The organism is Paenibacillus sp. LRG-1 (genome assembly GCF_057220305.1).
On the sequence record NZ_CM170126.1, the window covers coordinates 4142751 to 4168136 of the forward strand.

Here is a 25386-nt window from a genome sequence, read left to right on the forward strand (position 1 = left end):
GCGCTCTACCCATACCCTTTTGAATTCTGTTCGAAATACAAGTAATGAAAAAAGGCCCTGATTAGGGCCTTCAAATACTGCGGGAGTTCAACGTATCTCCTTTGTCATTTATCCCTTCTGTTTGACTTTCAATGGCCTTGATCAGTCCGATGGTACCGAAGGATATGAGGTCCTCCAAATCTTCACTGGTTTATCAAATTTAAGGAAGGCGGAACGTGTACTCATCCAAAATAACCTGATAAAAACAAGCCGGAGGCGCATGTTGGGCAGCACTACGGCTTATTTTTATTGTTGAGGTTCACCCTGCTCGTAAGTAAGATAAATTCACTCTTGCTATAAGTCGTAATTTAAGATATATTATTAATTAAATGATCAATCATTTAATTAATAAAAGTTTAGTTTAGAGAAAGGGGAATACATTTGGCAAGACCCATCAATGAAGAAAAAAGACTGGAGCGGCGTAAACGTATCCTAGAAGAAGCTGTTGTCCTGTTCGCAGAAAGTGGATATTCTAATACCACAACGGCAATCATTGCGCAGAGTGTAGGAGTGACTCCTGGAACCATTTTTCAATATTTCCCTAGCAAAGAAGCTTTATACTACGCCGCTGTTCTTGAGCCGCTTGCTGATATTCAGGCGAAATCGCTTGCTTGTCTACAACAAGAGGAGACGCCGGGCGTATTGATTAAGAACATGGTGGCAGAACAATTCAACCATATCTACTTCTATATAAATGAATTGCGGCTTGTTCAATCTGTCTTAGGACAACGAATAAGATTCCCTGAACTTACACAGAAGGTCCTTGAAAGTATAAAGGTAATGACAGATGCGATCGAATGCGTCTATGCCAAGGGACAGTTAATGGGAGAATTCAACAAAAGCTTTTCTCCAGCAATGATCTCTCGTGCCTATATCTCTTTCTTAAATGGAGTGGGCTTAACTCTTGCAGAAAGTATTATTCATCATCCCGAGTGGGAAAATCTGAAGGGGCATGCCTTTTATTTGTTCGCACCCATACAACCTAAAGAAAAACTGGAGGAGTCTGAATGAGTCAGGCATCATTACAACCCGATCTGACATTTAACGTTCGTGTAAAAAAACGAAAGAAAATTTTATGGAGCCTAGGGATCGTGCTTTTGCTTGTGATGGCTCTTATATTTTTTATATCTTATAAAGTAGTAGACACCTTGTTGCACCATCCTAGAGACACTAATGTCAGCTACGGATTGAATATCGATAAAACTCCCTACGAAGAGGTCGAGTTCAAGAGTTTGAAAAATGATAATACGATTAGAGGCTCCTTCTTTCCTGCAAGCGGTCTTTCTGGTAAAGAAAGTAATAAGACGATTATTGTCGTCCATGGATATACGAGCAATCGTTTAGTCAAAGGGCGGACCCAAAAGTTAGTAGAGCATTTCGTTCCGAAAGGCTACAATGTATTGGCATTTGACCTCAGCTCACAAGGTAAATCCGATGGTGATTTGATTACACTGGGCCTCAATGAAAAATACGATTTGCTAGGAGCTGTAACCTATTTAAAATCGAGAGACCATACGGGTGATAACATTGGAGTTATTGGCTTTTCAATGGGTGCTGCTACTACTTTGCTGGCCGCAAATGAAAATGATGACATCAAAGCCGTAATTGCAGATAGTCCTTTTCGTAATGCTGGTCTATTTCTGAGAGAGGGTTTGCCCTTCTTTTCAGGTTTACCTGCGTTTCCATTCAGTTATACATCGACATGGATGGCAAGTTGGGCCTTTAAGGTTGATCTTGATTCCATATCTCCTATGGATGCGGTAAAAAAGATGCAAGACAAGCCAGTTATGCTTATTCATGGTACTGGAGATCAGCAAATTAGTTATAAAAATACAGAAATTATTTACGAGTCCTTAAAAGATAACCCAAAAGCAGAAGTATGGTACCCGCAAAATACGGAGCACATCGATGCCATCAACCATTACCCCACTGAATATTTCAAAAGAGTAGATCGCTTTTTGGATGAGTATGTAGGAAAATAAATTCAATCCAAGAGAGCCAACTAGCGAAGGAGCTTGTCCTGATGAAGTGAAAATACCCAATATATCAAGCATTTTTATCCTGTAGTGTAGAAAAACACTACAGGCTTTTATTTGCGTTTTAAATGAAAATACATAGCAAAATAGTTATTATTTAAGCGAAAAAAAACAGTGTACGAGTACTGAGCATGTTGATAAAAACAAAAAGACAAGCGTATGCTGTTCACTGGTCAGGAGAAGATCCTTTTTAGAGATCATTTGAACAAAGACCCGGAATCGAATTAATGAACTAGAAAACAACGCGTTCTCTACATGAGCAACAAAGAATAGTTCATCTGATATTTCCCATCTTGACAGTATTAAAGATATTCGGGAATTAAAGCTTATTGAACGAGTAACCACACTTATAGAAAAATTGCCTAGCGCTTTTCAGCGTAAAGGAGCAGTTGTTTTTATAGGATAGCCTTATATAAGAATATTGGATGGGCAGAGGGGGATGCAATTTAAACACGCCTCTGAAAAGAAGCAAGTAATTGAACTATGAAAAAGACCTAAAAAGGCCCTGTTAAGGGCCTCAAGCGGCTTCATATATCTCCTTATCCATTACCCCTTCTGCTTGTAAAATTCATGGTACAGCTTCATTAATGCACGCTTTTCAATGCGGGACACATACGAACGCGAAATCCCCAGCTCTCTGGCAATTTCCCGCTGTGTTCGTTCCTCTCCTCCGGCTTCCAGGCCGAAACGGCCAATCACCACTTCTTTTTCACGCTCATCTAAAATATCCAGGTTGCGATAGATTTTACTCTTCTCGATTTTAAGTTGTACTTTATCTACAATATCGTCCGCCTCGGTGCCGAGGATATCAATCAAAGTAATTTCGTTTCCTTCCTTATCAGTCCCTATAGGATCGTGGAGAGATACGTCTTTGCGTGTTTTTTTCAGAGATCGCAAATGCATCAGGATTTCATTTTCTATACAACGGGCTGCAAATGTTGCCAGCTTGGTGCCTTTCCCGGTCTGAAAGCTTTCAATGGCCTTGATCAGTCCGATGGTGCCGATGGATATAAGATCCTCCAAATCTTCGCCGGTGTTATCGAATTTTTTCACAATATGGGCCACCAGCCGTAGGTTATGCTCAATGAGTGTGTTACGGGAGTGTGCATTGCCTTCGGCAAACAGCTTTAGGTGTCGAGCTTCCTCTTTCTCAGTCAATGGCTGCGGAAAGGCGTTGTTTTTCACGTAGGAAACGAGTAGCGTCAATTCCTTGATGAACAGAGCGATAGCGCTAAATAGTCCGGGCACGGATGACACCTCCTGAGGTAGTTGCGAACTTACCGGCCTTTGTTACTTACCGGGCTTGCGGTCTGTTTATTGTATGTAGGCAGGTGCCCATCCGTGCCTGTACTCCGAAAACTGCTCCGTAACAATTTGCCGGATATCTTTCTGGAGCAACCTTCAATACTTAATTCGAAGCGTAGAGATCTCTTCGACACAAATCAACGCACTCCATATAGCCAGAGGAAAACCCGGGATAGCTTTACATTGTTCATCACTTGGTTTCCCCATTTTCTTTCAGTAGAGTATTAACTTCTTTCTAAATATGACAATGGAAGTGGCGAATAGACCATTGTATCTCCATCTTCATCTCGTTTTAAAATAATAGCAAACTCAGCACCATTACTTTCATCGCCTCTTGGCAACGGAAATATCATAGCCGGACAACGCAACTCATAATTATGAGGAAATTCTTTTCGAAAGTTCTCTAAAGCATAATTCAGAATCGCATCTATTTTGTCGGTAAGCACATTAAATCCACCTATTACAAAATCATTATATTCTTGGGAAGCGGTGTACTTCTCAAATAATTTTCTTTTATATTCCTCAACAGTACTAAAACAAACTTCCCAATCCAAAGGGAAAATGCCATCTCCCAAATAATAAGTGTATATTTTCATATTCTATCCATTTCCTTTCTCGCACCTCAACTAGTTATTTATATTCTAAACATGCAACCCCCCGCCCACAATGAACTTGCTTTGCTATTATGATGTTGGACCGCTTAAACACTAGTATGCATTCCATCATCAAGGAATATATTCATAGAGAGTTTCATATAAATGATATGAATCAACCTTTTCGACACATTCAAAAATTAAACTTAAGGAGGAATTTCAACATGGCAAAATTCAGTCAAAATCCAGACGACTATACTTTTTCCGTGGATCCTGTTGTTATAGCAGAGGAAAATGTTTCAACGAACGGAGATTCTAAAAATACTTTTCCGAAAAATGTTTTAATCGATAATAATCTATATTGGGAAAGTAGTTTAAGCGGTAAAGGTGGAGAAATCATCTTCAAATTAGATACAGGTAAGACAATCAATGATATTCTTTTAGCTCAGCCATCTTCTCGAGCTTTTATACTTTCATCTTCTTTTCACGGCTCTAATGACGGAGAAAATTGGTTTAGGTTAGGTGAAGTCGAAGCTTTGCCAACCACTGCAAAAACAACCTATCAATTTAGTAATGAGATTCCTTTTTCATATTATAAAATAATTGTACTTTCATCCGGGATGAGTAGTACAACCTCCTATTATGGTATACGATATATTCAGCTAAAAACCGCACTCATTAATGGCGTTCCTGCCTACAGAGCATCCAATATAAACCCCGCTATTGCGGAATAAGTTAAGTTAGTACACACAAAAAAAGGGGCTGGCCAACGCCGCCCCTTGATTCGTTCTATTTCATTTGAAGCATGTTATAAATCATCTCAGCCGCTTCCGCACGTGTGACCTCCTGCTTGGCCCGAAAGCTACCATCTGGATATCCTTGTACTAAATTTATCTCCGTTAGACCAAGTACATCCTTTCTGGCCCACTCGACAATTTGAGAGGAATCCGAGTATGCACTGCTTTCTTGCTGTGGTGTAGCCTTGATAATGTTATTCACCATTTTAGCCGCCTGCTCACGGTTAATGACCCGATCTGGGCCAAATTCTCTATTACTAAACCCGCGAGCGACCTGATCTTTAATCGCCGTTTTGAGAAGATCAACGTACCACGCCGATGGATTGATATCCTCGAAACCTAAAGTCACATCTGTTTCGAGCGGTAATTTCAAGGAACGGACCAGCATAGAAGTGAACTCCATACGCGTTACAGGTCTGTTCGGCTCAAACAGCGTGTGGGTTATTCCCTTTACTATACCCAAATCGGCAAGCACATTTATTTTTTCTTTATTAAATATCCGATCAATGTCACTAAAATGATTTGGCTTCTTCTCAACGGTTGAATCCTGAATGTGCTCTGTTTCTATCGGTTCCTTTATAACAGGCTGAATCGGTTTTACACTCTCCGCCCCTCCTGCTCCGCCACCTACGTCCACAGTATTACCCGTTGTTTTTCCATGCGCTTGTTTTGCCTCTGTGCGTTTTCCTTGACTATTTTCTGCCCAAAGTTGAACTGTATACAACTGCTTCTCTTTAAGTTGTCTCCAGATATAGCTTCGATCCTTACCACGATATAGCTCTGTTCCTCCTTCACTGGCAAGGACGAAAATATCATTCTCATGGTCTGATTCCCAATGGATGATAAATTCACTATTCGTTGTTTCCGTCTTCAAAAACGCAAACGCTGGAGACGGCAGCGTCTCGACCTGACCTTCTGTCTGCTTACCTTCACCACTTGTGTTCACTGGCTTAATGGTAATACGATACACTGTAGAACTGTCCAATCCATCTACTTTAAATTCATGGGTGGTCGTATGACCGATAAGCACCTCGTTTTGGTAGACATTGTAAGCATCTGCACCCGAAGCTTCTTTCCACGTAACAACCAAATCGGTATCTGTTACTTCTTTCACTGTCAATCTATTGTCTGGTATTTGACCTGGTAAAGCGCGATACGTGAAGGGAGCTGTATTACCTTCCCCCGTTGTATTCACAGCCTGTATACCAAACGAGTAAATCATACCAGGCTGGATATCTGAAAGTTTAATATGAGCATCTCTGGTGTTAAAAACTTCCCCCGTATCTTTACGGGTTACAGTATATTGATAAGCGCTCTTGATTTCTTCCCAGCTCAGTGAAATCTGGCCACCCTCAAGTGCTGTAACATTAACATTTTGTACTTCAGGAGGAAGTGTCAGCAGGTCACCCAACGCTGGCTGGCTGAAACCACTACTGTTCCCACTGCTCACTTGAAAATCATAGTTTCTCCCACCTGTTAAACCAGAAACAACCACACGTGGTTCCGTACTATAATAATTTTGACCGTTGATCGTTACCTTATATTGAGTTGCCCCATCAACTGGGGCCCATATTAATGTGGCATCGTGCTCGCAAACATCTACAGTTGCAAGTTGTATAGCCGAATCAGGTAGTGTTAATGCGTTGATAGATGTATCTTTACCCGTGCCACTTCGATTGTAGGCTTGTATTTTAATATTGGCAGATCTACCAGCAGGCAAGCCCTCAAAAGTATACGAGTGGATACCACGCGCAACCCGCACCTTCGGTTCATCGTTAACATTCAAGATGTATCCTTCAGCCCCCTGCACATCCTGCCACGAAACACCGATAGCATACACATCCTTCGTCACACTCGATAATGTAGCTACTCGATCAGGTAAAGTGATGACTCCCAGATGAGCATAGTCTCCGAATCCTGTTGCATTTTCAGCGGAAACGTTATAACCATACTCAGTTCCCGCCTGAAGATCAGTGTCGGTGAATTCTGTATACACATCTTTATAAACCGATACTTCGTCACGTTCTAGGGCGTAGTAGGTGGCAGTGATTACAGAATTCCACTTCAAGTCGATTCCATCTTCTCTTACAGTTACATTTCGGAATCCGTTCGGGCTGTCTGGTAGACTTAGAAAAGATACATGCTTTGCTGTACCCTCTCCAGTGTCATTAATAGCTGATACAGAAACATCGTAATATTTACCAGGCTTGATTCCCGTAATTGGATTATACACATCCTGTGTAACCGTATCCTTAAATATGATTTCTCCCGTACTTACGTCTGCTGCTGTAATATTATATTTGTTAGCTGATGAGACTGGCGTAAAGTCAGCCATGATTTCTGCAGAATGACGAGAGACAGGTCGTAACTGGATATGCTCAGGGGCATCAGGTAACGTTAATATATGGACTCGATTAGAATACGCATTACCTCCCACATGATTACTAGAACGCACTTCATATTCGTATTGCCGTCCTCCTTGTAGCCCTCTATCTGTAAAAGAATTTGTCGGATGCGTAACATCCCAAACCTCATTAGTTGTTAGATTTCGGACTGTATAAACGTAACCATCATCAAGACCAGACGGGAGAGTCCACTGCAAATCAGCTTCTGTATTTCGTATGGATGTCGCAGAGAGCACAACCGACTGGGGCTGCCTTTGAATGCGAAGTGCACTGCTGACCGTTTCATAAATGTTACCCACCCTGTCTTTGACCTTGGCATGAACATACCATTCACCTTCATCTGAAAGATCCATCTGGATTGTTGTATCGGCTGAAGCATCCCAGTTTTCTGGTGAATCAGGGCTGTTCGTGATTTTATACTGCATTGTGGATGACTCAATCCCCGAATGCTGATCGGCATATCGTATCCTCACATGAATATGGGTATCTTTCCATTCACGCGAATCCGGCGTCAGTTGAATCGTCGGTGGTTCCAAATCAATATAAGATATTGCGGATACTGGATCACTTCGATTCCCAGCTGCATCTACAGCTTGAGCAGTCAATTTTACGATACCCGAACCATTTAATATTCCAGACGAACCAGACACATAGGTGCCAGAACCCAATTGATATTCATAATGTACTGCTGTAGTATCCGTCGCACCCGATAGAGTAAACTGCACTGGCTTATTGGTATATCCGGTAGGTATCGTCACCTCGGAAAACGTAACTTTCGGAGGCGTTGGCTTGGTTCGATCAATCATGACCGATTGAGTCACGATTGGACTAGACACGTCGAGATTATTGATCGTCCGCGCTGATAATTCGTAAATCCCTTCTGCATTTAATGTAAAAGTACCCTTGTAGGTCAACCACTCCCCTGATGGAATCAAGCGATACTGTGTCATCTTAATTCCATTTGTAAGGTCACTTCCTGAATCAATGGTAATATTCACATCATGGTTCGTTGGGCCTGTTTCACTAGCCCGGATGACAGGAGCAGTCGGTCCCTTTTTATCAATGGTGACTTCTTTGCTTACTTCTTGGCTCACATTACCGACGCCGTCAATGGAGCGTGCATGTACCGTGCTTTTGCCATCTTTATTCACATGAAACACTCCATCATAGTCCTGCCAATCTTGATTCACAACGCCCGTCAAACGAAATTGAGTATGGGCTAGTCCAGAATAATCGTCTGTTCCCGGTTGTAATGAAATCGTATAGTCATTACTGTTTCCCGTTGCGTTTAGGATGGGTGGAGTTGGTGGCATCTTGTCTATTCGGACATTCCCGGAAGAAAGACCACTATACTGGTTATTCACGTCTACTGTCCGGGCATAGATCGTATTTACACCGTGATCATATACAGTAAAGGGACCTGTGTATGGCTGGAATGCTCCTCCATTCAGGCTATATTCATAGTATTTTAGCCCTTCAGGAGCCACGTCCCCATTTATCCACACGGTTACAGGTTCTTTGGTCCATTCTGTGACAGCCTGGCCCTCAGCGCCTGCATGAATCTGCGGTGGTTTAGGCATGAAATCCGATTTGGGAATAACACGGATTCCAAACTTGGATATTTCATTGCTTGTCTGTTGGTTAGTTCCCATCGCTCTGAAATATCGAACATCCCTTAATGTAATAGAGTCGGTGATATCTATCCATTTTCCCTGGTAAAATCTATCGGCATAGAATTTCGTTACATTAGTCCATGTGTATAAGTTCGTTCCGTTAGGCCTCCAACTGTCGCCTGCTGCGTTATTAGATGTATATATATCAGTATGATACGACCCTTCAATGTAAACAAAAATTCTATAATCAGAAGTCTTAATAGATCTTCCAATATCAATAAAACGATTTGTCGGCTGCGTAGTACCATCACATTTATACCTGGCCGAACCCATGCCAGTGTATACTTCCGTTGCTCCTATCCCACTTCCTGACCAAGAGCCCCAACTGTCGCCTCCACCCGGCAAATTGTTTTGGCAAAAAGGTCCTCCCATGATCTCCTGAGTAGCAGCTGATACCCTTTCCGGAAATATGGGAATTATCGTTAATAGTAGGACTACAGCCAAAAATCCGTACACCCACTTCCTATACTTCCTTACCTTTCGCTTATTTTTTCGATACATACACTTCTCCTTACTTTATTTTATTTTCAAAGAGTTTTACAAACTCGCTTCGGATAAAATAGAAAAAGCACCTCAAACGAAGGCGTTAATGCCTAAGTTTGAGGTGCTTCCTCTATATCACGAGTATGTTTTGAAGCTATTATACTTCGTTCCGAGCAAGTTGTAAACAGAACTGACAAATTATTTGAAAGTGTTAATGGACCTGAACGCCTAAGTTCCGAAAAAATCCTTGCATATTCTGCATGTAAGAATCCTGAGTAGCGGAAGATTCCTTAAGAAGATTTTGCATACTGTTCATAAAAGCAGAAGCTGATGTCGTATCCGCTTTGTCAAACCGATTGTTTAGCGGTGTGTTATTGAGCAACTCTGCGTTCTGTCCCGTACGTTCCTTGTATTTCTCAATCCAATCGGGATGTTGAGGAACCTTTTGCGCAAAATTTAACAGTTGGCTCAGCCCAGTTCCTCCACCTTTAATATCATTCATGTACGCAGTATATTTTTGAGGATCAACCTGCTTCATCACTTCCGACAGCTTGACATAATCCTCAGGAGCACCTGACGGACGATCTATTGGAGTCGTGTAGCTAATATCTCCGGTCTCTGGATCAGTGGATCGTGTCAAAGCAATACTAGCAATCTGGTTCATGGTTTCCAGAAACTCTTTGGCCTTGTCGCCTTCCATGTAATGATCGGCAATATACTTGGATTGAGTAACTCCCATCTCCAGCAGCACAGCTCGTTGACTCTCATCCGTTACTGTTCCGTCGACGATAAAATTAGATTCAATCATACTGTACACTGCATTAGACACTTCTTCTGGCTGACCTTCCAAAACCCGGTTTAATGAATCATTGATCTGTGTTGTACCGAAATACTTGGCAGCCTGTGATACAATAGCTCCTTCCGCCAACTGTCTACCGGCTTCACTAATCTCCACGGAGTCTTGAACTACCACTCTGGAGACCTGTTCTTCATGAAGCTGGGGTGGTGGAGCTTGCTTGCTTGTCGGATTGATCCGTAAGCTACTTGCATTAAGAATCGCTTGCTGTGCTCTAAGAGGTCCAAAATTCATTCTATTTCCTCCTGTCATGTTTGTAACAGGCAATCTAAGGCGTATGTATAGTGTAATGTGACCCTGTTTCTATATATATCGGACAAAGCATATATGGAATGAACATATGCTTTGTCCTAAAATTGAACAAATATTGAAACGAACTACTTTTGTTTCAGATATAAAATATTCAAGCAACAAGTTACCTTAAGTGTTAGCTTAATAACCCGTCCATCAGCCGCCATAAATACTATAGGCAAAGTGATATACAATATCTGTGTCTATAATCGAAGTACCTGACACCTGAACGGCTACCCCTGATAGATCATAGTAGTGTGTAAAACTGATGGCTCCAGACAGGTATTCCGCTATACTTCCAGTGGAAGATGGCAGGGAAAGAGTCACACTAAAGGCTCCATTCTGGTCCGTATAAGCTGTGCCTGTACGAGTACGATTTCCGCTGCTTTCAGTCCAGTTCTGATTCAACCAAGTCACATCAACAGGCGCATTTGCCACTGGATAACCATCAGTTGTCTTAACTACCCCCTTCACGGTAAGGTTGCTGCGTTGATTAACCCGATAATGACGACCATATGAGTAGTTCGGATAATCATTAGGACCATTAACAGAATCATAGCCGGTAATTTCAATTTTGCCAGCCCGAAGCACTGGCTTCAGTGTAAGTGTGTATAAATGATTGGGTGAATACTGATTGGTTGTGTACACTCGCACATAGTAGGTTCCTGTATTTAAGCTGACATTATGGTTCGTTTGCGGCAAAAGCGCCATTTGGTTTCCTGTAAGAGCTCCGTAGACTTCCGCTTTGTAGCCATAACCGTCCGAAACACTATCAAGCTTTACGTTCAAAGCATCATAATTGCGGCTGGCAGGGATCGTAACTTGGTACCAGTCATTATCAATGCCTGAATGAATGGAGCGTGAATTAAGCGATGAACCGCCCGTACTAAAGGTAAAGTTATAGGCATGGAAAGCACTCTCATCTGGTTCATATGCATCGTAGCTGGAGCTTGTATCGACCGTTAGATAGAAAGGATCATTGATGCTGGAACCCTTTTTGGCATGAACAGCAATCGCATATGCCTTTTCATATCCGGTAGCGTTACGGGTTCCTACGTTCTCAGGAAGTGAGGCAGCCCCCTGTTCATAATTGTTAAAATAAGTACCATAGGTGGATGCGTCAATGGCATTAGGATTAATGTCACCTGTCGTCATATCAAACTCATATAAGTATAAGTCATAGTCAAGCTGGGCTGAAAATGGACCATCCAACTGGGACTGCAACAATTCACCAGGCTGCAAATAGATCGGATATAAAAATTGTGTGCCTCCCTCTTGCGTAATCGTACCGGAATACGTAGCAGAGGAAACTGTGGCTGATGCAGCCATTGGGTTTGCCTTCAGCGAAGAAATGGGTTCCCTTTTCAATGATGTTGTCTCTGGTGTCTTGAAGTTGAGATTTTCTTGCATGACATAAACCGAAGACGTAACGTTGTCTGGCTTGTCTGCTCGCGTTAAACGCTTAATCACGTCTTCATTTCCAGTTGTTAGCTGAATATCGGATTCCACTTTAATCGCTTGATCCGATGTAGCCTCCGTACTTTCACTCGCATTCGCAGTCATTCCGAAAGCAAACAGGAGCATCATGCTTAACATAACTGCAATAGCCTTTTTGAACCTCTTCATACTGAAATCCCCTCTCAAATGGTTTAAGGAATTCCCGCTATCCCCGGATAAACCAGGGTGATTTCTAGGCTGTATGGCTCTATCATAAATCATCTTTGGTTCTATTGGAATATATTATGCAAAACAATTTCTATTTGTAATCTATGAAAACAAGACCATTTTCTTATTCTTGGTGAATAAACATGAAAAGTCGCTCTTTCAGAAATGGAAAGCCTCAGCTAACCATTCAAAAAAAGCGACTCTCATGAATCAAAACTACATTAAAGCATATCTTAATTTCGCAAGCTATAAGCAAACAGATAAACAATGTCCGTCGCACTAATCGAAGTTCCATCGACCTGAGCGGCAACTCCTGTAAGATCATAGTAGTGTGTGGAACCAATTTCACTTATATAATCTACATTTTTTCCTGTCGATTGTGGAAGAGAAAGGGTCACACTGAATTTACCGCTATCATCGGTGTACGTAGAAGCCGTTCTCGTACGGTTACCGCTGCTCTCGGTCCAGTTCTTATCCAGCCATACGACCGTGACAGGAGCATTGGGAACCAGTTGACCATCTGTTGTTTTCACAACACCGTTCACGATCAGACTGCTGCCTCCGTTAATACGATAATGACGACCGTAAGAATATGTCGGATAATCATAATAGCCATTGGAGTTATAGCCGGTAATTTCAATTTTGCCAGCTCGAAGCACTGGTTTAATCGATAGTGTATACAAATGGTCGGCTGAATACTGACTTGTGCTGTGCACTCGTACATAGTAGATCCCTGTGTTTAGGGTAACATTATGATTGGTTTGCGGTAGAAGCACCATTTGATTGCCAGTAAGAGCTGCATATACTTCCGCTTTGTACCCATAGCTTTCCGAAGTGCTGTCCAGCTTCACATTTAATGCATCATAATTACGGCCGGCCGGTACTGTAACTTGATACCAATCGTTGTCTATAGCGGAATGGATGGTGCGGAAGTTAATCGAGGAGCCTTTGTCGTTAACAGTAAAATTATAAGCATGAAAGGCACTGTCATCCGGCTCATAGGCATCATAGTTGGAGCTTACTGCTACAGTTAAATAGAAAAGGTCATTAATGCTAGCCCCCTTCTTGGCATGAACCGCAAGCGCGTAAGCCTTTTCAGCTCCGATCGAGTTGCGAGCTCCTACGTTTTCAGGAAGAGAAGCAGCTCCTTGCTCATAATTGTTAACATAATTCCCGTAGTTGGAAACATCTATTGGATTGGAATTAATATCGCCTGTCGCCATATCAAACTCATACAGGTATAAGTCATAGTCAAGCTGGGCTGAAAATGGACCATCCAACTGAGCCTGTAACAATTCACCCGGCTGCAAATAGATCGGATATAAAAACTGTGTGCCTCCCTCTTCTGTAATCGTACCGGAATATGTAGCAGTGGACGCTGTCGCTACGGTCGCTGCGGCTTTAGATGATACTGAGTTTGCACTGGCTTTGAGCGAAGGGGTAACTCTCTTTTTCAATACAGATTTCTGTGGTGTCGCCAAGTTAATATTTTCTGTAATGGTGTACACCGAATCTGTGATACTGGCAGGCTTGTCCGCGCGTGTTAATTGTTCAATAACACTTTCCTTATCAGTTGTTAGCTGCACATTGGAAACTGCTTGAATCGTTTGATCCGTCTTCACCTCTGGGCTTGCACTCGCGTTCGCCGTCATACCGAATGAAAGCAGGAGCATTGAGCTTAGTGTAACTGAAACCACCTTTTTAAATCTTTGCATACTGAAATCTCCTCTCAAATGTATTAAAAAAAATCAACCATTCTCCAAATATATACAGGGAAATTCTAGGATGTCCTTTTCTATCATAAAGTAATTCTGGTTCAAATGGAATATACTTCTTAAAACATTCTTATTTGTAATTCCATGTGAATAGGTTTAGGTTAATCAACTTAATTTCGACACTATTTTACCATAAAAATCCTACCATTCTCTTATTTATACGATATAATCAAATAATATGGATAGTTCTTTAAGACTATTAAATAAATCGAATTACCCATAACATACATAAAAAAGGGGAATACAGATGAAAAAACTTAGCGTGTTTATGTTAGTATTATGTTGCTTCTCCATTTTGGCAGCCTGCTCTACCGATCCGATAAAAAAAGATTTAATCACGTATGTAAATGATGGAATGCTTCCTTTGGCACAAGATGAAAAAGCAGTTACTGATAAGTATGAAGCTGTGACTGGAGATAACTTTACAGATGATGTTACACTATATAATGCTTTAAAAGACGATATCATCCCGGAATACACCAAATTTGTTGATAAGTTAGAAGCTGTAAAGACGGAAACTCCTGAGGTAAGAGCCGTCCACGAAACCTACATCAAGGCCGCCAGTACTCAAAAGGAAGCCTTCATTAAGATGCTCGATGCGTTGGATAAACAGGATCTGAACTTAGTCAATGAAAGTAACACCAAGCTCAGCGAAGGTAGAAAGCTATTCAGAGATTTTGGTGAACAAGTCAACACACTTGCTAAAGAGCATGATGTGGAGATGAATAAGAAATAAATAAAAAACTCCCTTTATGGGAGTTTTTTTATACTTCAGGATTTTGCAAAATCCTCACTTATGAATATTCGAAGCAAATTACCGCTTTACTTAATTCTTGGTCGTAAAATAAATAGACGGTATCCGCCCCACACGCTTGAAAATAATACCCGGTAATGGAACCGATATAGGCAAAAGTCTCACCATTGGGACATTTAGGTACATGAAGCAGGTTGGTTTGCTCGAATTGGAGCATCTCTTCCAGAGATTCGTCATATTCCTTGATGTAACTTTGAGCCTTGTCAGACTGAAAAGCGATATCATCCAAAATTCCGTTAACTTCAGGGAAACTCAGCCCCCAACCGCTGCTTTGCTTTTCCTCAAAATCACGGGTGAGCTCTTCCACAGACTTTTTGGTCTCCCCAAAGGAGGAATATGGATAAATTTTATTGTTTTCCAGGAAAAATGCTTTGCGAGCTTGGTAGTCTTGTTCATTAGCCATGTACACCTGTTCCAGTCCGTCCAACGCCATAACTTCTCTCTTCATACGTAGGTACGCTTTATCCCCGGTAGATTTCAGCGCTTCATAGGTGGCTTCCAATTGCTCTTTCTGATGAAGGCTAAAATAATTCCAGTCCGCTTCGAATTTGTATTTGCCGTCAATTACATCGAAACCCAGCATATCTTCCTTGGTATATGAGGTATGAAATTGCTGAGTATTTTCACCCACACAGCCTTCGTGTATTTCTTTTACGGAAACAAAATGCAGCCACTCGTCCTGCTCCGGGAATAAAAACTGAAGATTAATCGAGCAAATCGGCAGAAAGTGCTTGCGATGATGTTCAAGATCGCTGGCAAATACGTCCTCGTATGCTGGAAAACGTTTGATGAATCTCTCAGGTATGTTCATGGTACTCCCCCTATATTGAATGGTTTTCCGGCAGCCTTCTGATCTGAAACGTTCCTTCATTGGAAATCACACTATAGAGTTCATCAAATCCTTCTTCGTAGCTTGGGATCTCTAGTTTACTCATTACACTTTTAATACCGATTTCAGGAATATACTCTTTGCCTGTGCGCTGCTCATTACGCTTAATAGATTCTGCAAAATCGGGCTCAAAATAGTAGCCAATAATTTTAAATCCCTTATTTATACAAGCATCTATATATTTCTTCCGTTCTATAACAGTGGCATTTGTATTATCTACAACAAAGCGCTGCATTGTTTCGATGGAGGCATGTAGATAAATATTTTCCCTATTCCGTGTTTTAAGCATATCAAGGTTTATTCGCATATGTGTTTTGAAGAAATGTTCTTTATAAAATGTCGACTTGCCCGAAGCCTGAATTCCTATAAAAATGACACACTCCAAATCTACACATCCTTGTCCAAGTATACATATTGGTTAATATAATCTCTATTCTGTGAAAAAATCGGTGTCTCATGATCAACATCCCACTTGCTTCTGACGGCTTCGCCTTTGTTGTACTGTTGTTTGGTAATGCAAATTCCCCGCTTTTGCCAGACTGGAATATCGTTCCAGTTTATCCCTTTTTCCACAAAAAGCTTGTCTTGTAGCTGATTTCCGTTCAATCCTTCTAATTCTGAATGCCTGAAATGGGCTTGAGCCACCATAGAAATGCTGTTTTTAGTAGCATCTTGCTGTCTCCATAGAAAGTAGTTTGTAACCTCATCCTGGGGCAAGACCCATGCTCTCGCATCAAAAGTGGCTAAAGGCTGACCTGGGTAAACCTTTTGGATCTCCTCATTAAATTTGGCTGTAGTCAGAGAAGCAGATATGGACACCATCTTTTGAAGATTATTTTCAAACCAGGATTGCGTCGTTAATTTGTCATAATTCGTAAGAAGCAGTGAAATTTCATCGCTCTGATGATACACCAGTTTACATCCCATAATGTTATAGGCCAAATATTTACACGTCTCCCATAATGCAAAAATTAGTTTCTCATCAAAAGGTTTCGTCATCCCACGTGTAAAGGTATGAAAATGCGCACCATCAATTCTGATGATTACAGGTAAACGGCGTGGTAGGCTTAATCTATAGGCATTTTCATATTCCTTCATCCTATTTCCAAAATCATTTCTTTTCATAAACTATGTAGGTTCCTTTCATGATCCGTGATTTGCGCATAGAGTAAAACAATGTCTATCTTCCCCAATTGACATATATAAGAATTGTAACAAATTGGCTGATACATCGCTAGGAATTAAGAAAGACAAAAAAACTTAGCAGATGGACTTGCAGAGTCTTTCATTTTTTCTTGGTATCTATTCTCCAAATGTTAGGCTATAATAATTCCAGATTTTACTTTATTCCGATATGAAAAGGATGATATATATGAGCCAAAATCCATCTTCCATTCCGCGTCCGTTAGTCAGGGCTAATCAATGGGTAATTGTTTTATCTGTAGTTTTTACTTGGATTACAGGGGGATATGGGGTGCTAGTTATTCCTCTTATCGCGGGGTTGCTCGGCGTCCTTTTTAACTTCAATCCAGTAATGCGGATAGCCAAGCTTTTCTTGAAGAAAAGCCCCTCCTCGTATGTGCAGGAGGACCGAGAGCAGCAAAGGTTTAATCAGCTTCTTGCCGTCTTTTTTCTGTTGGTCGCTTGGGTAGGATTTATGCTCCAGTGGAGTATTGTCGCTTATGTATTCTCGGCCATGGTCCTGGTGGCGGCCTTGGTGGCTATCCTTGGTTTTTGCATAGGATGTTTTGTTCTCTACCAATGGTCCCAATATCAATATCGAAGAAGAAAAAACGTGTAAACAGAAACAGCTCTCTTTTCATTCCATTAGGACATCGTTAATTAAATCGAAGGTGCAGCCGAACTCTCCGACAATATGGATGCTATGTCGGTTCCGCCTTCTTTTTATTTTGCAGTAATATTATCTTCAAATACAAAAACGGAGATGGCTATATCTTCCTCCACTTTAATATCTGAAAAGAGGTGCAGCAGCCGGGAATCCATGTAATCCTCCAGTTCTTTATTGAAGTGTGTGGGATATATTTTTTGAACCATTTTGGTTCGGGCTGCATGCACCATCTCTTTCCCGGATTCTTCTTGTGCTAGAAACTTTTCAGATGGGGTTAAATTTCCATACAGCATCGTGATAGCCATATTATCTACAAAGGTCGTATGTATGCGTTCCGGGCCTTTCCCAAACAGCTCTTTACGTACTTTTCGAATAATTTCGTTAAAACCCGTTTCCCTTCTCATATCGCACCGCTCTCCTAAAATCTACTAAAATCCCTATTACTATTTCCATCATAACCGATTCCTATCATATAAAACAGAGACTAGCGAAAGTGATTTTTGGAACATGATTTTATCTGCAATTATAAGCGTTCATTAATTTTGATTAACATTTCCTCTAAAATTCGCTTCTCCTCTTCGGTCAGGGCTTGAACAATTTCGTCCTCCACCTTTTGGAAAGAGTCACTAAAAGCTTCAATCAATTCAATGGCTTTTGGTAAAACATAAATATTTTTTTGCCGTTCATTATTGGCCGGGATTTTGCGCTCGATGAATCCTTTTTGCTCAAGACCTTGAAGTATGCTTGTAATGCTGGCTCCGCGCAGATGAAACCGATCGGCAAGATCCTTCTGAATTAAATCATTTTCTTGATTCTCGTAGATATATTTAATCATTTTTCCTTGTTGAGCATTTAATCCCAACTCTTTTATGCTCTCGTCCGCTCTTTTCTTTAACTTAAGACCAATAATCTGAAACAAATCCAGATAAACCGTATCCTTTTGGGTTTTCATAATCATATCTCCTCAAATTATTAGAAGTCTAATTGTCAGTAAATAAACTATATAAATCTCTAAACTGTTTGTCAAATGAAAATCAGTTTATTGACAGTTATAAAACTAATAGTTAGAATTCTAAGTGTTTAAGATTGAACACTAAGGAGGAACGACATGAAGAATGTAACTCAAAGCTCTACGGTAGAAAAAGTTACAGCGATTACGAATGTACGTATTTTCGATGGTGAAAAAGTTATTGAGCCCAGAAATGTTGTCATCCATGGGGAAACCATTATTTCGGTAGGCGGAGACCTTCCGACACATGCAACGATCATCGATGGGGAAAATGCGACATTATTGCCCGGCCTGATTGATGCGCATGTCCACACTTCAATCGGTGGGTTACGAGATGCTTTAAAATTCGGCGTCACGACAGAACTCGAAATGAACGGCAGTTTTACAGAAAGAGGGCGCAAGATCCAGTTGAAAAACGTGAATGACGTCGCCGAAGTCCGTTCTGCCGGCACAGCGATCACTGCTCCAGGTGGTCATCCGGATGAATTATTGCAGGATGAGGATGAAATTCCGGAGTTCGTATTAAAGGAATTGGAGAAGTTACCTAAGGAAGACCGGGAAGCTATGCTAGCCGCCTACGCTCACGATCACGAAGAGGTGCCCCAAGTGACGACAGTGGAAGAAGCGATCAAACATGTGCATACCCAGGTGGAGAGTGGCGCCGACTATATTAAAATCATGATTGAAGAAGGGACGGTCTTGGGTGCCCCTGGACTACCTATTTTAAGCGACGAGATTTTAAAAGCAGCCGTGGCAGAAGCCCATAAATTCGATAAAATTGTCATAGCCCACGTCTTGACGGCTGATTCTTCGCAAACCGCCATCGATATGGGAGTCGACGGATTGGGTCACTTATTTCTCGACAGGCCCGAATGCACATCCGAGTTGGTGAAATCCATAGCGGATTCAGGCGCATTTGTTATACCGTGCTTAGTATTGAACTCATCCATTCTGGGAAATCCGGCATCAGAATTGGCGAATGATTCACGTGTTTATTCCAAATTAAGTCCAGAATGGATCGATATTTTGAACTCAAGCTTCCATACTTTCCCGCAAGGCAATTTGGAGAATAGCTTTAAAAATGTGATGGATCTTCACCGTGCCGGTGTGGATATTCTGGTCGGGACGGATGTCGCCCCCGTTCCTGTTCCCAATCTTGGCGGTCTTGCTCATGGAGCCAGCGTTCATCATGAAATGCAATTGCTGGTTGAGGCCGGATTTACTCCCATAGAAGCGCTTCAGTCGGCTACTGCGAAACCGGCCCGTTGCTTTGGGCTTTACGATCGCGGCTGTATTACCGAAGGTGCGCTCGCTGACCTTATACTAGTAAACGGTGATCCGACAACCAACATCTCGGATACCTTGTCGATCAAGTCCGTATGGTTCAAAGGTGTACAACAACTATGTTAATCAGAGCCTCTCGAACAGAAACAACCATCTAATCTCATTTGTACGACTTCCATTTTTACTTTCCGAGGATAGCTTAATCTTGTTGCCAACGCAAAAACACCTCCAAAGTTTATCCTCATATCTTACGACATGGGGATTCTCTTTGAAGGTGTTTTAATTGCAAGGAACATTGTAAAAACGTACAAGCAGCGGCCCCACATAGTTTCGCTATGCACTAGTCATAAAATATAGGACTTACTCGTAGGCACCGATGTTCACCGCGGCTCCCTGTACTCTGGGCTTCCCGTCAATATCCAGTGTTCCAATGATGGCACGGTCCGTGTTCCCGGCATCGATCGCCGGTGACGAAGACTGCAAATGGAAGTCGCTGTTCGCGGCATTCACGAATTTAGGATCGGCAAACAGAGAATGCGTATCGTTGCCGGTCCCCGATTTGTACGCAGAGAATCCCGTATACTCTTTATTTTTCCAGATCCAGTTAGCTTCCGAACTGCCGCTCGGAGCAAAGTATAAGTTATAATCCATAACATTGCCGGAATTTTTGGTGTATCCATTGGAGATCAGCATATCTGTGGAGCTGGCCACGAAAATATTGTTTTTGATCACATTGTTTCGCGTATCGTACTGAACCAAAAGCTGGCCGCTTCCGTCGTCAAATGTATCGTTCTTGTATAGCGTATTGTTCACGATCTTGCAGTTTACCGTTGAGCCGCGCTCCTCATTGTAACCGCCCATGGCAATACCAGTCAGCCGGTTGTTATATATCACGTTGCTGCGGACTGTAATATTGCTGGTGGCTTTGCCGGCATGCTCGGAGGCCATTTCGACGCCGATGTCGTTGTTGTAACTGTAGTTCTGCTCGATAATGCTGTCCTTGCCTCCATCTACATAAATACCGCCGGCCGAGTTGTCATCGCTCTTGTAAGATGGGTTATTTTGAACAGAATTATTATACACCCGGTTGCTCTTCACTAGCCCGTTTCGCGCCTGATCGTAAGCAGTATTCGGCGCAGTTCCCTCAAAACCGATCAGATCAATCCCGATGTTGTCATTATCGTGAATGAGGTTGTCGGTCACCGCAAAGCCGTCCACGTTGCCGTTTAAAACGAGCGATTCGCTGGAGCCCAGCACGAGATTGTACAGCTCATTACCGCTGATCGTAAGGTCGTGAATCGAAGCCGGAGCTTTCGTGCCATAAACAGCGATACCGTGAGCGTCCCGGCCCAGCCGATCTTTGCCGGTCGGGGTGACCGTGTTTTTGATGTCATGGATTTTGTTGTTGGACAGATTAATGAAGCCGCCCGAACCGTGGACATAAATACCTACGGGCACCGTGTTCTTGGAAGCAGTGGTAAAATTACGGATTTCAAACCCCTGAACGGTAACGTGATTGACATCGGCCAGTTCGATCAGCCCTTCGTTCCCGCTGACCGAAAGTCCGCTGCCATCAATAATGGCGGTCTCTGTCCCATAGTTGGTGAACACAATTGGACCCTGCGAAGCGGAGCCAGAGCGGGTAATCTTTAATTTCTGCTTGTACACGCCGCCTCGGACGTAAACCGTGCTGCCCGCAGGAGCCACGTCAGCCGCGTGCTGCAACGTCTTCCACGGCGCATCGTTCGTTCCGGCATTAGAGTCGCTGCCGCTCGTGGACACATAATATTCTGTACCGGCCGCGGAAGCAGCGGGAGGTTGCACATTTCCGGCCACCAGACCAAGCCCGAAAACCATGGCTAAACCTACCAGAAACATTTGCCCGAATTTCTTCATGGTTCCCCATCTCCCTTTGCTTATTTTTTTGTAAATTATACCACAAAAATTCACCGAATCTGTTACGCCTGCAAACGGAGTACCGCCTCGACCTTCCGCGAGTCTCCAGTACCTCAAATGCCAAGAGTTGGAGAGTGAATGAAGAAGTCTAAGAGTTTTATTTTCTCAAGACAAATAAAACACAGCCTACCCTATCGGCAGACTACGCATGTTCTTACTCCAACGGACTAATCCTTTACCAGTCGATTAGAAAGCATCAACATAATAAAAGAGAATAAAATGATGACAGCTACCCAGCTCCAAGAGAGTGTCATATTTCCGACCTCGGACGCGGTGTAAATCGCTGTAGGCAGGGTTTGGGTCTGTTCAGGAATATTACCCGCAAGCATCAGCGTAGCGCCAAATTCTCCTAACCCTCGGGCAAATCCGAGAATGTATCCTGAAATGAGTGGTCGGTAGGCAAGGGGCATCGTAATGTGGCGAAACACTTGCCATTCGTTGGCACCTTGCGCACGTGCAGCCTCCTCTACCTCTGGGTCTACAGCTTCAAAACCTGCTTTAATGGTACGGTAAGCCAGTGGAAAAGCAACAACTACGGCCGCCACCACTGCAGCTCCCCATGTAAATACAATCGTCTGCTGGAACAAGCTTTCGAAGGCAGTGCCAATCCAGCTTTTCCTTCCCAGCAAGATGAGCAAAATAAAGCCGACAACAGTGGGAGGCAAAACGAGCGGAAGAAGTAGGACGGTCTCAATCACGCTGGTTCCCCTCCGCGGCGTGCAGTTCGCCATCATCCGCGCTACCACAGTAGCTAATAAAAAGACGATGATGCTGGCGACGACAGCAACTTTAACAGATACGATAACCGGAGGAAGAAAAGCTGACCAATCCAACGGAACCCCCTCCTTTATCTGTGAATTCTATTTTCCCGCCATTTCTGTAGGGGCTGAAAATCCATCTTTACTGAACACACTCATAGCTTCATCTGTCCGTAGAAAATTAAGAAACTCGCCTGCTTCCTGGCTGTGTTTGGTTGCTTTTACAATGCCTTCAGGATACAGGATGGGTGCATGCAATTCCTCAGGCACTTCCAGTGCTATGACCGTTTTATCAGATGATTTGGCATCCGTCAGATAGACGAGTCCTGCATCGGCGTTGCCTGTTTCAACATAATTTAATACCTGTCTTACGTCCTTGGCGAATACCATCTTAGGTTCCAGCTTGTCCCATAGTCCAGCCTTCGTTAACGATTCTTTGGAATACTGTCCGGCGGGAACGGTAGTAGGCTCCCCAACAGCCACTTTCAGGTAAGAAGGACCCATCAAGTCATTGAGCGTAATGCTTTTGTTATCTGTGCTTTTCGCCTTATCTTGTGGAACAACCACAACCAGTTTATTTTGAAGCAACACGTTATCCTTTTCCACCAATGAAGCATCCGTTAATGCCTTCATTTGCTTCATGCCCGCCGAAATAAATACGTCAGCGGGTGCGCCTTGTTCAATTTGTTTTTGTAATGTACCAGATGAAGCGTAGTTAAAGGTAAGTTTGATATCTGGGTGCTGTTTCTCATACTGGTCCTTGAGCGTATTCAGACTATCTTGAAGACTTGCAGCGGCAGATACGACTAGTTCTGTCTTGGGTGCAGACTGTGCCGACTGTACAGCAGCCGGAGACGAGCACCCCGCCAGAACCCATGCCAACAATCCAACGAACGTGAATATGTACCCAAATTTCTTTTTCAATTTGTTCTTCCCCTATCCTATAAATTCCAAAATGAGATGACGAAAATGTGATGGCGAAAATAAGAAAACATTGTACATCTCATAACGGGTCGAATCTATTGGGTCAACCCAAATATTTGTGATAAATCGATCTCGCCTCAGCGATGTCCTTCGTCCCATGAATTAAGACGCGTCCATCCTGAAAAAGAACGATTCGATGCGTTCCGATAACAACGGATACCAGGTATGGATTATGCTCCACCTTGCCCCCCTGACGGGATAACAAACGTGCCGCTTCATTCAGATCACGTACAGTACCCGGGGCCGGGCGGATTTGAACCGTATCTCGTCCGCACAAGACAGCCGTTTTAGCCTGATGCTCCGATTGTAAAAAAGGATACACAGGGGACTCACCACATGTTGGACAATCAGCTTTCTTCATGGCGCTGATTTGGATCGCCTGATGCTGATTGTTCCACAGATCGAAGGAAATCAGCTTACCCTGTAAGGCTGATTCGTTCCCGGTGAGCAGCTTCAATGCCTCGGCGCTTTGATAAGCCGCCACCATCTGTACAGCCGGGCTAATCACACCGACCGTATCACAGGTCGCACCGCCGAGCGGTACGGTTCCGAGCAGGCAATGCAGGCACGGTGTCTGCCCTGGCACGATGGTAAAGGTTGTCCCATAGCTGCCCACACACGCCCCGTAAATCCAAGGGATTCGATGCTTGACCGCATAATCGTTCATAAGCAGACGTGTATCGAAATTGTCGGTGGCATCTACGATGAGATCCACCCCTGCTGCGATATCGTCGATTTCATCTAGCGAGACGTCCCGGACTAGCGCACGAATGTCCACGTCCGAATTGATTTGCTGCAATCGCTTCTGCGCGGCCACTGCCTTGGGGATCTGATCACGGGCATCCGCTTCGTCATAGAGCTGTTGGCGCTGCAAATTGCTCCAATCTACATAATCGCGGTCTACCAACGTCAGCCGTCCGATGCCCGCTCGCACCAGCATGTCAGCATTGGCAGTGCCCAGTGCGCCGGCCCCCACCATCAGCACGTGCTTACTACGGATATTTTGCTGGCCTGTCGGTCCAATTTTCGAGAATAATTCCTGTCTAGAATAACGGGCATGAGACGCATGCGCATGTGCTTGTGCAGCAACTTCTATTTTCTGGATTTTGTCCATTTCTGACATCGTTGGTTTACCCTCCATACTTATCCATTGATAGCTACAAGTTGATCAGACAAGCTAAAAGCTCAGATGTCCTCGTCCTTATTCGAAAGCTTTGGGGTATTTTGAGGATTCCAGCCACCCAGCTGATGCCCCTTCCATTCTGAGCCGTCCTCCCACACTTCCTTTTTCCAAATCGGTACGATTTGCTTTAACTGTTCAATGGCATGGCGGCTGGCTTCGTAGCAAGTATCGCGGTGTGCAGCAGAGACAGCAATCACCACACTCGTCTCTCCAATTCTGACCGTGCCAAGCCGATGTGTAATCGCAGTACGTGTAGAAGGCCAACGCTCTGCAATTTCGTCACCAATCTGCTTCATCGTGTTCATGGCCATCGGGACATACGCCTCATATTCAAGCAGCACCGTTCGCTGACCTTGCGTGAATTCCCGAGTCGTACCATTAAAGGTCAGCGAGGCGCCATGAGAAGGGTCGAGCACCTTTGAGGTTACTTCATCGGCATCAATCGGGTCGTACGTAATGGCAAATAAACCACATTTTGAAACGACCGTCTCCATCCCGGGTGCTGACTGATGAAGAGCAATTGCATCTGATGGAAGCACAAGTTCATCTGGAGAAGCCAGCTTTTTATGATGGGTAAAAAAAGAACCTGGCAGTTGTGAAGTCACTTCCGGGTACAGCTCATTCAGCCTTTTTCGAATGTCTGCCATGGTCACCGTTTCCTGTGAAAGTTCTACTGTGATCACATCATCAAGTTGCTCCGCCATACCTGCGAATAGCTGAATACGGTATTGCATATGATCTG

General features: G+C 43.1%; 22 protein-coding genes. 6 read left to right on the forward strand and 16 right to left on the reverse strand.

All coding sequences use genetic code 11. The annotated features are described in order from the left end of the window. Positions 1–420 precede the first annotated feature (420 nt). The gene (locus ACUUJN_RS18255; RefSeq protein WP_023989549.1) at positions 421–1050 is read left to right on the forward strand and encodes a TetR/AcrR family transcriptional regulator; all 630 of its coding nucleotides are present in this window, start codon (positions 421–423) and stop codon (positions 1048–1050) included. Beyond that, positions 1047–2021, forward strand: coding sequence for an alpha/beta hydrolase (locus tag ACUUJN_RS18260; RefSeq protein WP_069080364.1), 975 nt, complete (start codon positions 1047–1049; stop codon positions 2019–2021). The genes ACUUJN_RS18255 and ACUUJN_RS18260 overlap by 4 nt, the downstream gene beginning before the upstream one ends. 600 nt (positions 2022–2621) lie before the next feature. Here ACUUJN_RS18260 and sigK read toward each other — a convergent pair. After that, positions 2622–3323 carry an RNA polymerase sporulation sigma factor SigK gene (gene sigK, locus ACUUJN_RS18265; RefSeq protein ID WP_013311218.1) on the reverse strand — a complete coding sequence of 234 codons (702 nt, stop codon included), beginning with the start codon at positions 3321–3323 and terminating at the stop codon, positions 2622–2624. Between the two features lie 281 nt (positions 3324–3604). Further along, positions 3605–3976: a hypothetical protein gene (locus ACUUJN_RS18270; RefSeq protein ID WP_023989552.1), complete on the reverse strand. Its 372-nt coding sequence runs from the start codon at positions 3974–3976 to the stop codon at positions 3605–3607. A gap of 221 nt (positions 3977–4197) precedes the next feature. On the opposite strand from ACUUJN_RS18270, the gene ACUUJN_RS18275 reads away from it, so the two are divergent. Then, entirely contained in the window at positions 4198–4707 is a 510-nt protein-coding gene (locus tag ACUUJN_RS18275) for a discoidin domain-containing protein (protein ID WP_484668776.1), read from the forward strand. Between the two features lie 55 nt (positions 4708–4762). Here ACUUJN_RS18275 and ACUUJN_RS18280 read toward each other — a convergent pair whose 3' ends face one another. The 4 genes from ACUUJN_RS18280 to ACUUJN_RS18295 form a co-directional block, all read right to left on the reverse strand. Continuing rightward, entirely contained in the window at positions 4763–9349 is a 4587-nt protein-coding gene (locus tag ACUUJN_RS18280) for a fibronectin type III domain-containing protein (RefSeq protein ID WP_484668777.1), read from the reverse strand. A gap of 193 nt (positions 9350–9542) precedes the next feature. After that, positions 9543–10421, reverse strand: a complete 879-nt coding sequence (locus ACUUJN_RS18285; protein ID WP_484668778.1) for a hypothetical protein — start codon at positions 10419–10421, stop codon at positions 9543–9545. A gap of 213 nt (positions 10422–10634) precedes the next feature. Further along, a complete protein-coding gene (locus ACUUJN_RS18290) occupies positions 10635–12104 on the reverse strand; it encodes a transthyretin-like family protein (RefSeq protein WP_023989556.1) in 1470 nt (489 codons plus the stop codon). Between the two features lie 272 nt (positions 12105–12376). Next, positions 12377–13858 carry an Ig-like domain-containing protein gene (locus tag ACUUJN_RS18295; protein ID WP_341057376.1) on the reverse strand — a complete coding sequence of 494 codons (1482 nt, stop codon included), beginning with the start codon at positions 13856–13858 and terminating at the stop codon, positions 12377–12379. 307 nt (positions 13859–14165) lie between these two features. Here ACUUJN_RS18295 and ACUUJN_RS18300 point away from each other — a divergent pair, with 307 nt between their 5' ends. Then, positions 14166–14654 (forward strand): hypothetical protein, encoded by a 489-nt coding sequence (locus ACUUJN_RS18300; RefSeq protein ID WP_023989558.1) that lies wholly within the window; start codon positions 14166–14168, stop codon positions 14652–14654. 58 nt (positions 14655–14712) lie between these two features. Here ACUUJN_RS18300 and ACUUJN_RS18305 read toward each other — a convergent pair whose 3' ends face one another. Genes ACUUJN_RS18305 through ACUUJN_RS18315 form a run of 3 tightly spaced genes read right to left on the reverse strand, consistent with a single transcriptional unit; the run spans position 14713 to position 16746 of the window. After that, positions 14713–15543: a siderophore biosynthesis protein gene (locus ACUUJN_RS18305; protein WP_484668779.1), complete on the reverse strand. Its 831-nt coding sequence runs from the start codon at positions 15541–15543 to the stop codon at positions 14713–14715. Between the two features lie 10 nt (positions 15544–15553). Then, positions 15554–16006, reverse strand: coding sequence for an AAA family ATPase (locus ACUUJN_RS18310; RefSeq protein WP_023989560.1), 453 nt, complete (start codon positions 16004–16006; stop codon positions 15554–15556). 2 nt (positions 16007–16008) lie between these two features. Then, on the reverse strand, positions 16009–16746 hold the full coding sequence (locus ACUUJN_RS18315; RefSeq protein WP_484668780.1) for a tRNA(His) guanylyltransferase Thg1 family protein: 738 nt from the start codon (positions 16744–16746) through the stop codon (positions 16009–16011). Between the two features lie 247 nt (positions 16747–16993). Here ACUUJN_RS18315 and ACUUJN_RS18320 point away from each other — a divergent pair, with 247 nt between their 5' ends. Then, positions 16994–17422, forward strand: a complete 429-nt coding sequence (locus tag ACUUJN_RS18320; protein ID WP_023989561.1) for a DUF4395 domain-containing protein — start codon at positions 16994–16996, stop codon at positions 17420–17422. 104 nt (positions 17423–17526) lie between these two features. Here the strand turns inward: ACUUJN_RS18320 and ACUUJN_RS18325 are convergent, their stop codons facing one another. After that, a complete protein-coding gene (locus ACUUJN_RS18325) occupies positions 17527–17874 on the reverse strand; it encodes a Na-translocating system protein MpsC family protein (protein WP_013311231.1) in 348 nt (115 codons plus the stop codon). Between the two features lie 119 nt (positions 17875–17993). After that, a complete protein-coding gene (locus tag ACUUJN_RS18330; RefSeq protein WP_023989562.1) occupies positions 17994–18422 on the reverse strand; it encodes a MarR family winged helix-turn-helix transcriptional regulator in 429 nt (142 codons plus the stop codon). A 156-nt stretch (positions 18423–18578) separates the two neighbouring features. On the opposite strand from ACUUJN_RS18330, the gene ACUUJN_RS18335 reads away from it, so the two are divergent. Further along, on the forward strand, positions 18579–19889 hold the full coding sequence (locus ACUUJN_RS18335) for an amidohydrolase family protein (protein WP_023989563.1): 1311 nt from the start codon (positions 18579–18581) through the stop codon (positions 19887–19889). Between the two features lie 234 nt (positions 19890–20123). Here ACUUJN_RS18335 and ACUUJN_RS18340 read toward each other — a convergent pair whose 3' ends face one another. The 5 genes from ACUUJN_RS18340 to ACUUJN_RS18360 form a co-directional block, all read right to left on the reverse strand. Next, the gene (locus ACUUJN_RS18340) at positions 20124–21659 is read right to left on the reverse strand and encodes a choice-of-anchor Q domain-containing protein (protein ID WP_484669763.1); all 1536 of its coding nucleotides are present in this window, start codon (positions 21657–21659) and stop codon (positions 20124–20126) included. A 227-nt stretch (positions 21660–21886) separates the two neighbouring features. Continuing rightward, positions 21887–22552, reverse strand: coding sequence for a molybdate ABC transporter permease subunit (gene modB, locus ACUUJN_RS18345; RefSeq protein WP_023989564.1), 666 nt, complete (start codon positions 22550–22552; stop codon positions 21887–21889). 27 nt (positions 22553–22579) lie between these two features. Beyond that, positions 22580–23401 (reverse strand): molybdate ABC transporter substrate-binding protein, encoded by an 822-nt coding sequence (modA, locus tag ACUUJN_RS18350; RefSeq protein WP_023989565.1) that lies wholly within the window; start codon positions 23399–23401, stop codon positions 22580–22582. A 103-nt stretch (positions 23402–23504) separates the two neighbouring features. Continuing rightward, a complete protein-coding gene (locus tag ACUUJN_RS18355; RefSeq protein WP_484668781.1) occupies positions 23505–24584 on the reverse strand; it encodes a thiazole biosynthesis adenylyltransferase ThiF in 1080 nt (359 codons plus the stop codon). 62 nt (positions 24585–24646) lie between these two features. Further along, positions 24647–25378: a molybdenum cofactor biosynthesis protein MoaE gene (locus ACUUJN_RS18360; protein ID WP_484668782.1), complete on the reverse strand. Its 732-nt coding sequence runs from the start codon at positions 25376–25378 to the stop codon at positions 24647–24649. Positions 25379–25386 lie beyond the last annotated feature (8 nt).

Bases quoted from the DNA above. Each gene is read 5' to 3' on its own strand.
- ACUUJN_RS18295 (WP_341057376.1), bottom strand. From the start codon at position 13,858: ATGCAAAGATTTAAAAAGGTGGTTTCAGTTACACTAAGCTCAATGCTC.
- ACUUJN_RS18270 (WP_023989552.1), bottom strand. From the start codon at position 3,976: ATGAAAATATACACTTATTATTTGGGAGATGGCATTTTCCCTTTGGAT.
- ACUUJN_RS18330 (WP_023989562.1), bottom strand. From the start codon at position 18,422: ATGAAAACCCAAAAGGATACGGTTTATCTGGATTTGTTTCAGATTATT.
- ACUUJN_RS18260 (WP_069080364.1), top strand. From the start codon at position 1,047: ATGAGTCAGGCATCATTACAACCCGATCTGACATTTAACGTTCGTGTA.
- ACUUJN_RS18325 (WP_013311231.1), bottom strand. From the start codon at position 17,874: ATGAGAAGGGAAACGGGTTTTAACGAAATTATTCGAAAAGTACGTAAA.
- ACUUJN_RS18300 (WP_023989558.1), top strand. From the start codon at position 14,166: ATGAAAAAACTTAGCGTGTTTATGTTAGTATTATGTTGCTTCTCCATT.
- ACUUJN_RS18360 (WP_484668782.1), bottom strand. From the start codon at position 25,378: ATGCAATACCGTATTCAGCTATTCGCAGGTATGGCGGAGCAACTTGAT.
- ACUUJN_RS18340 (WP_484669763.1), bottom strand. From the start codon at position 21,659: ATGAAGAAATTCGGGCAAATGTTTCTGGTAGGTTTAGCCATGGTTTTC.
- ACUUJN_RS18275 (WP_484668776.1), top strand. From the start codon at position 4,198: ATGGCAAAATTCAGTCAAAATCCAGACGACTATACTTTTTCCGTGGAT.
- ACUUJN_RS18320 (WP_023989561.1), top strand. From the start codon at position 16,994: ATGAGCCAAAATCCATCTTCCATTCCGCGTCCGTTAGTCAGGGCTAAT.
- ACUUJN_RS18290 (WP_023989556.1), bottom strand. From the start codon at position 12,104: ATGAAGAGGTTCAAAAAGGCTATTGCAGTTATGTTAAGCATGATGCTC.
- ACUUJN_RS18305 (WP_484668779.1), bottom strand. From the start codon at position 15,543: ATGAACATACCTGAGAGATTCATCAAACGTTTTCCAGCATACGAGGAC.
- ACUUJN_RS18280 (WP_484668777.1), bottom strand. From the start codon at position 9,349: ATGTATCGAAAAAATAAGCGAAAGGTAAGGAAGTATAGGAAGTGGGTG.
- ACUUJN_RS18335 (WP_023989563.1), top strand. From the start codon at position 18,579: ATGAAGAATGTAACTCAAAGCTCTACGGTAGAAAAAGTTACAGCGATT.
- ACUUJN_RS18355 (WP_484668781.1), bottom strand. From the start codon at position 24,584: ATGTCAGAAATGGACAAAATCCAGAAAATAGAAGTTGCTGCACAAGCA.
- ACUUJN_RS18285 (WP_484668778.1), bottom strand. From the start codon at position 10,421: ATGAATTTTGGACCTCTTAGAGCACAGCAAGCGATTCTTAATGCAAGT.
- ACUUJN_RS18315 (WP_484668780.1), bottom strand. From the start codon at position 16,746: ATGAAAAGAAATGATTTTGGAAATAGGATGAAGGAATATGAAAATGCC.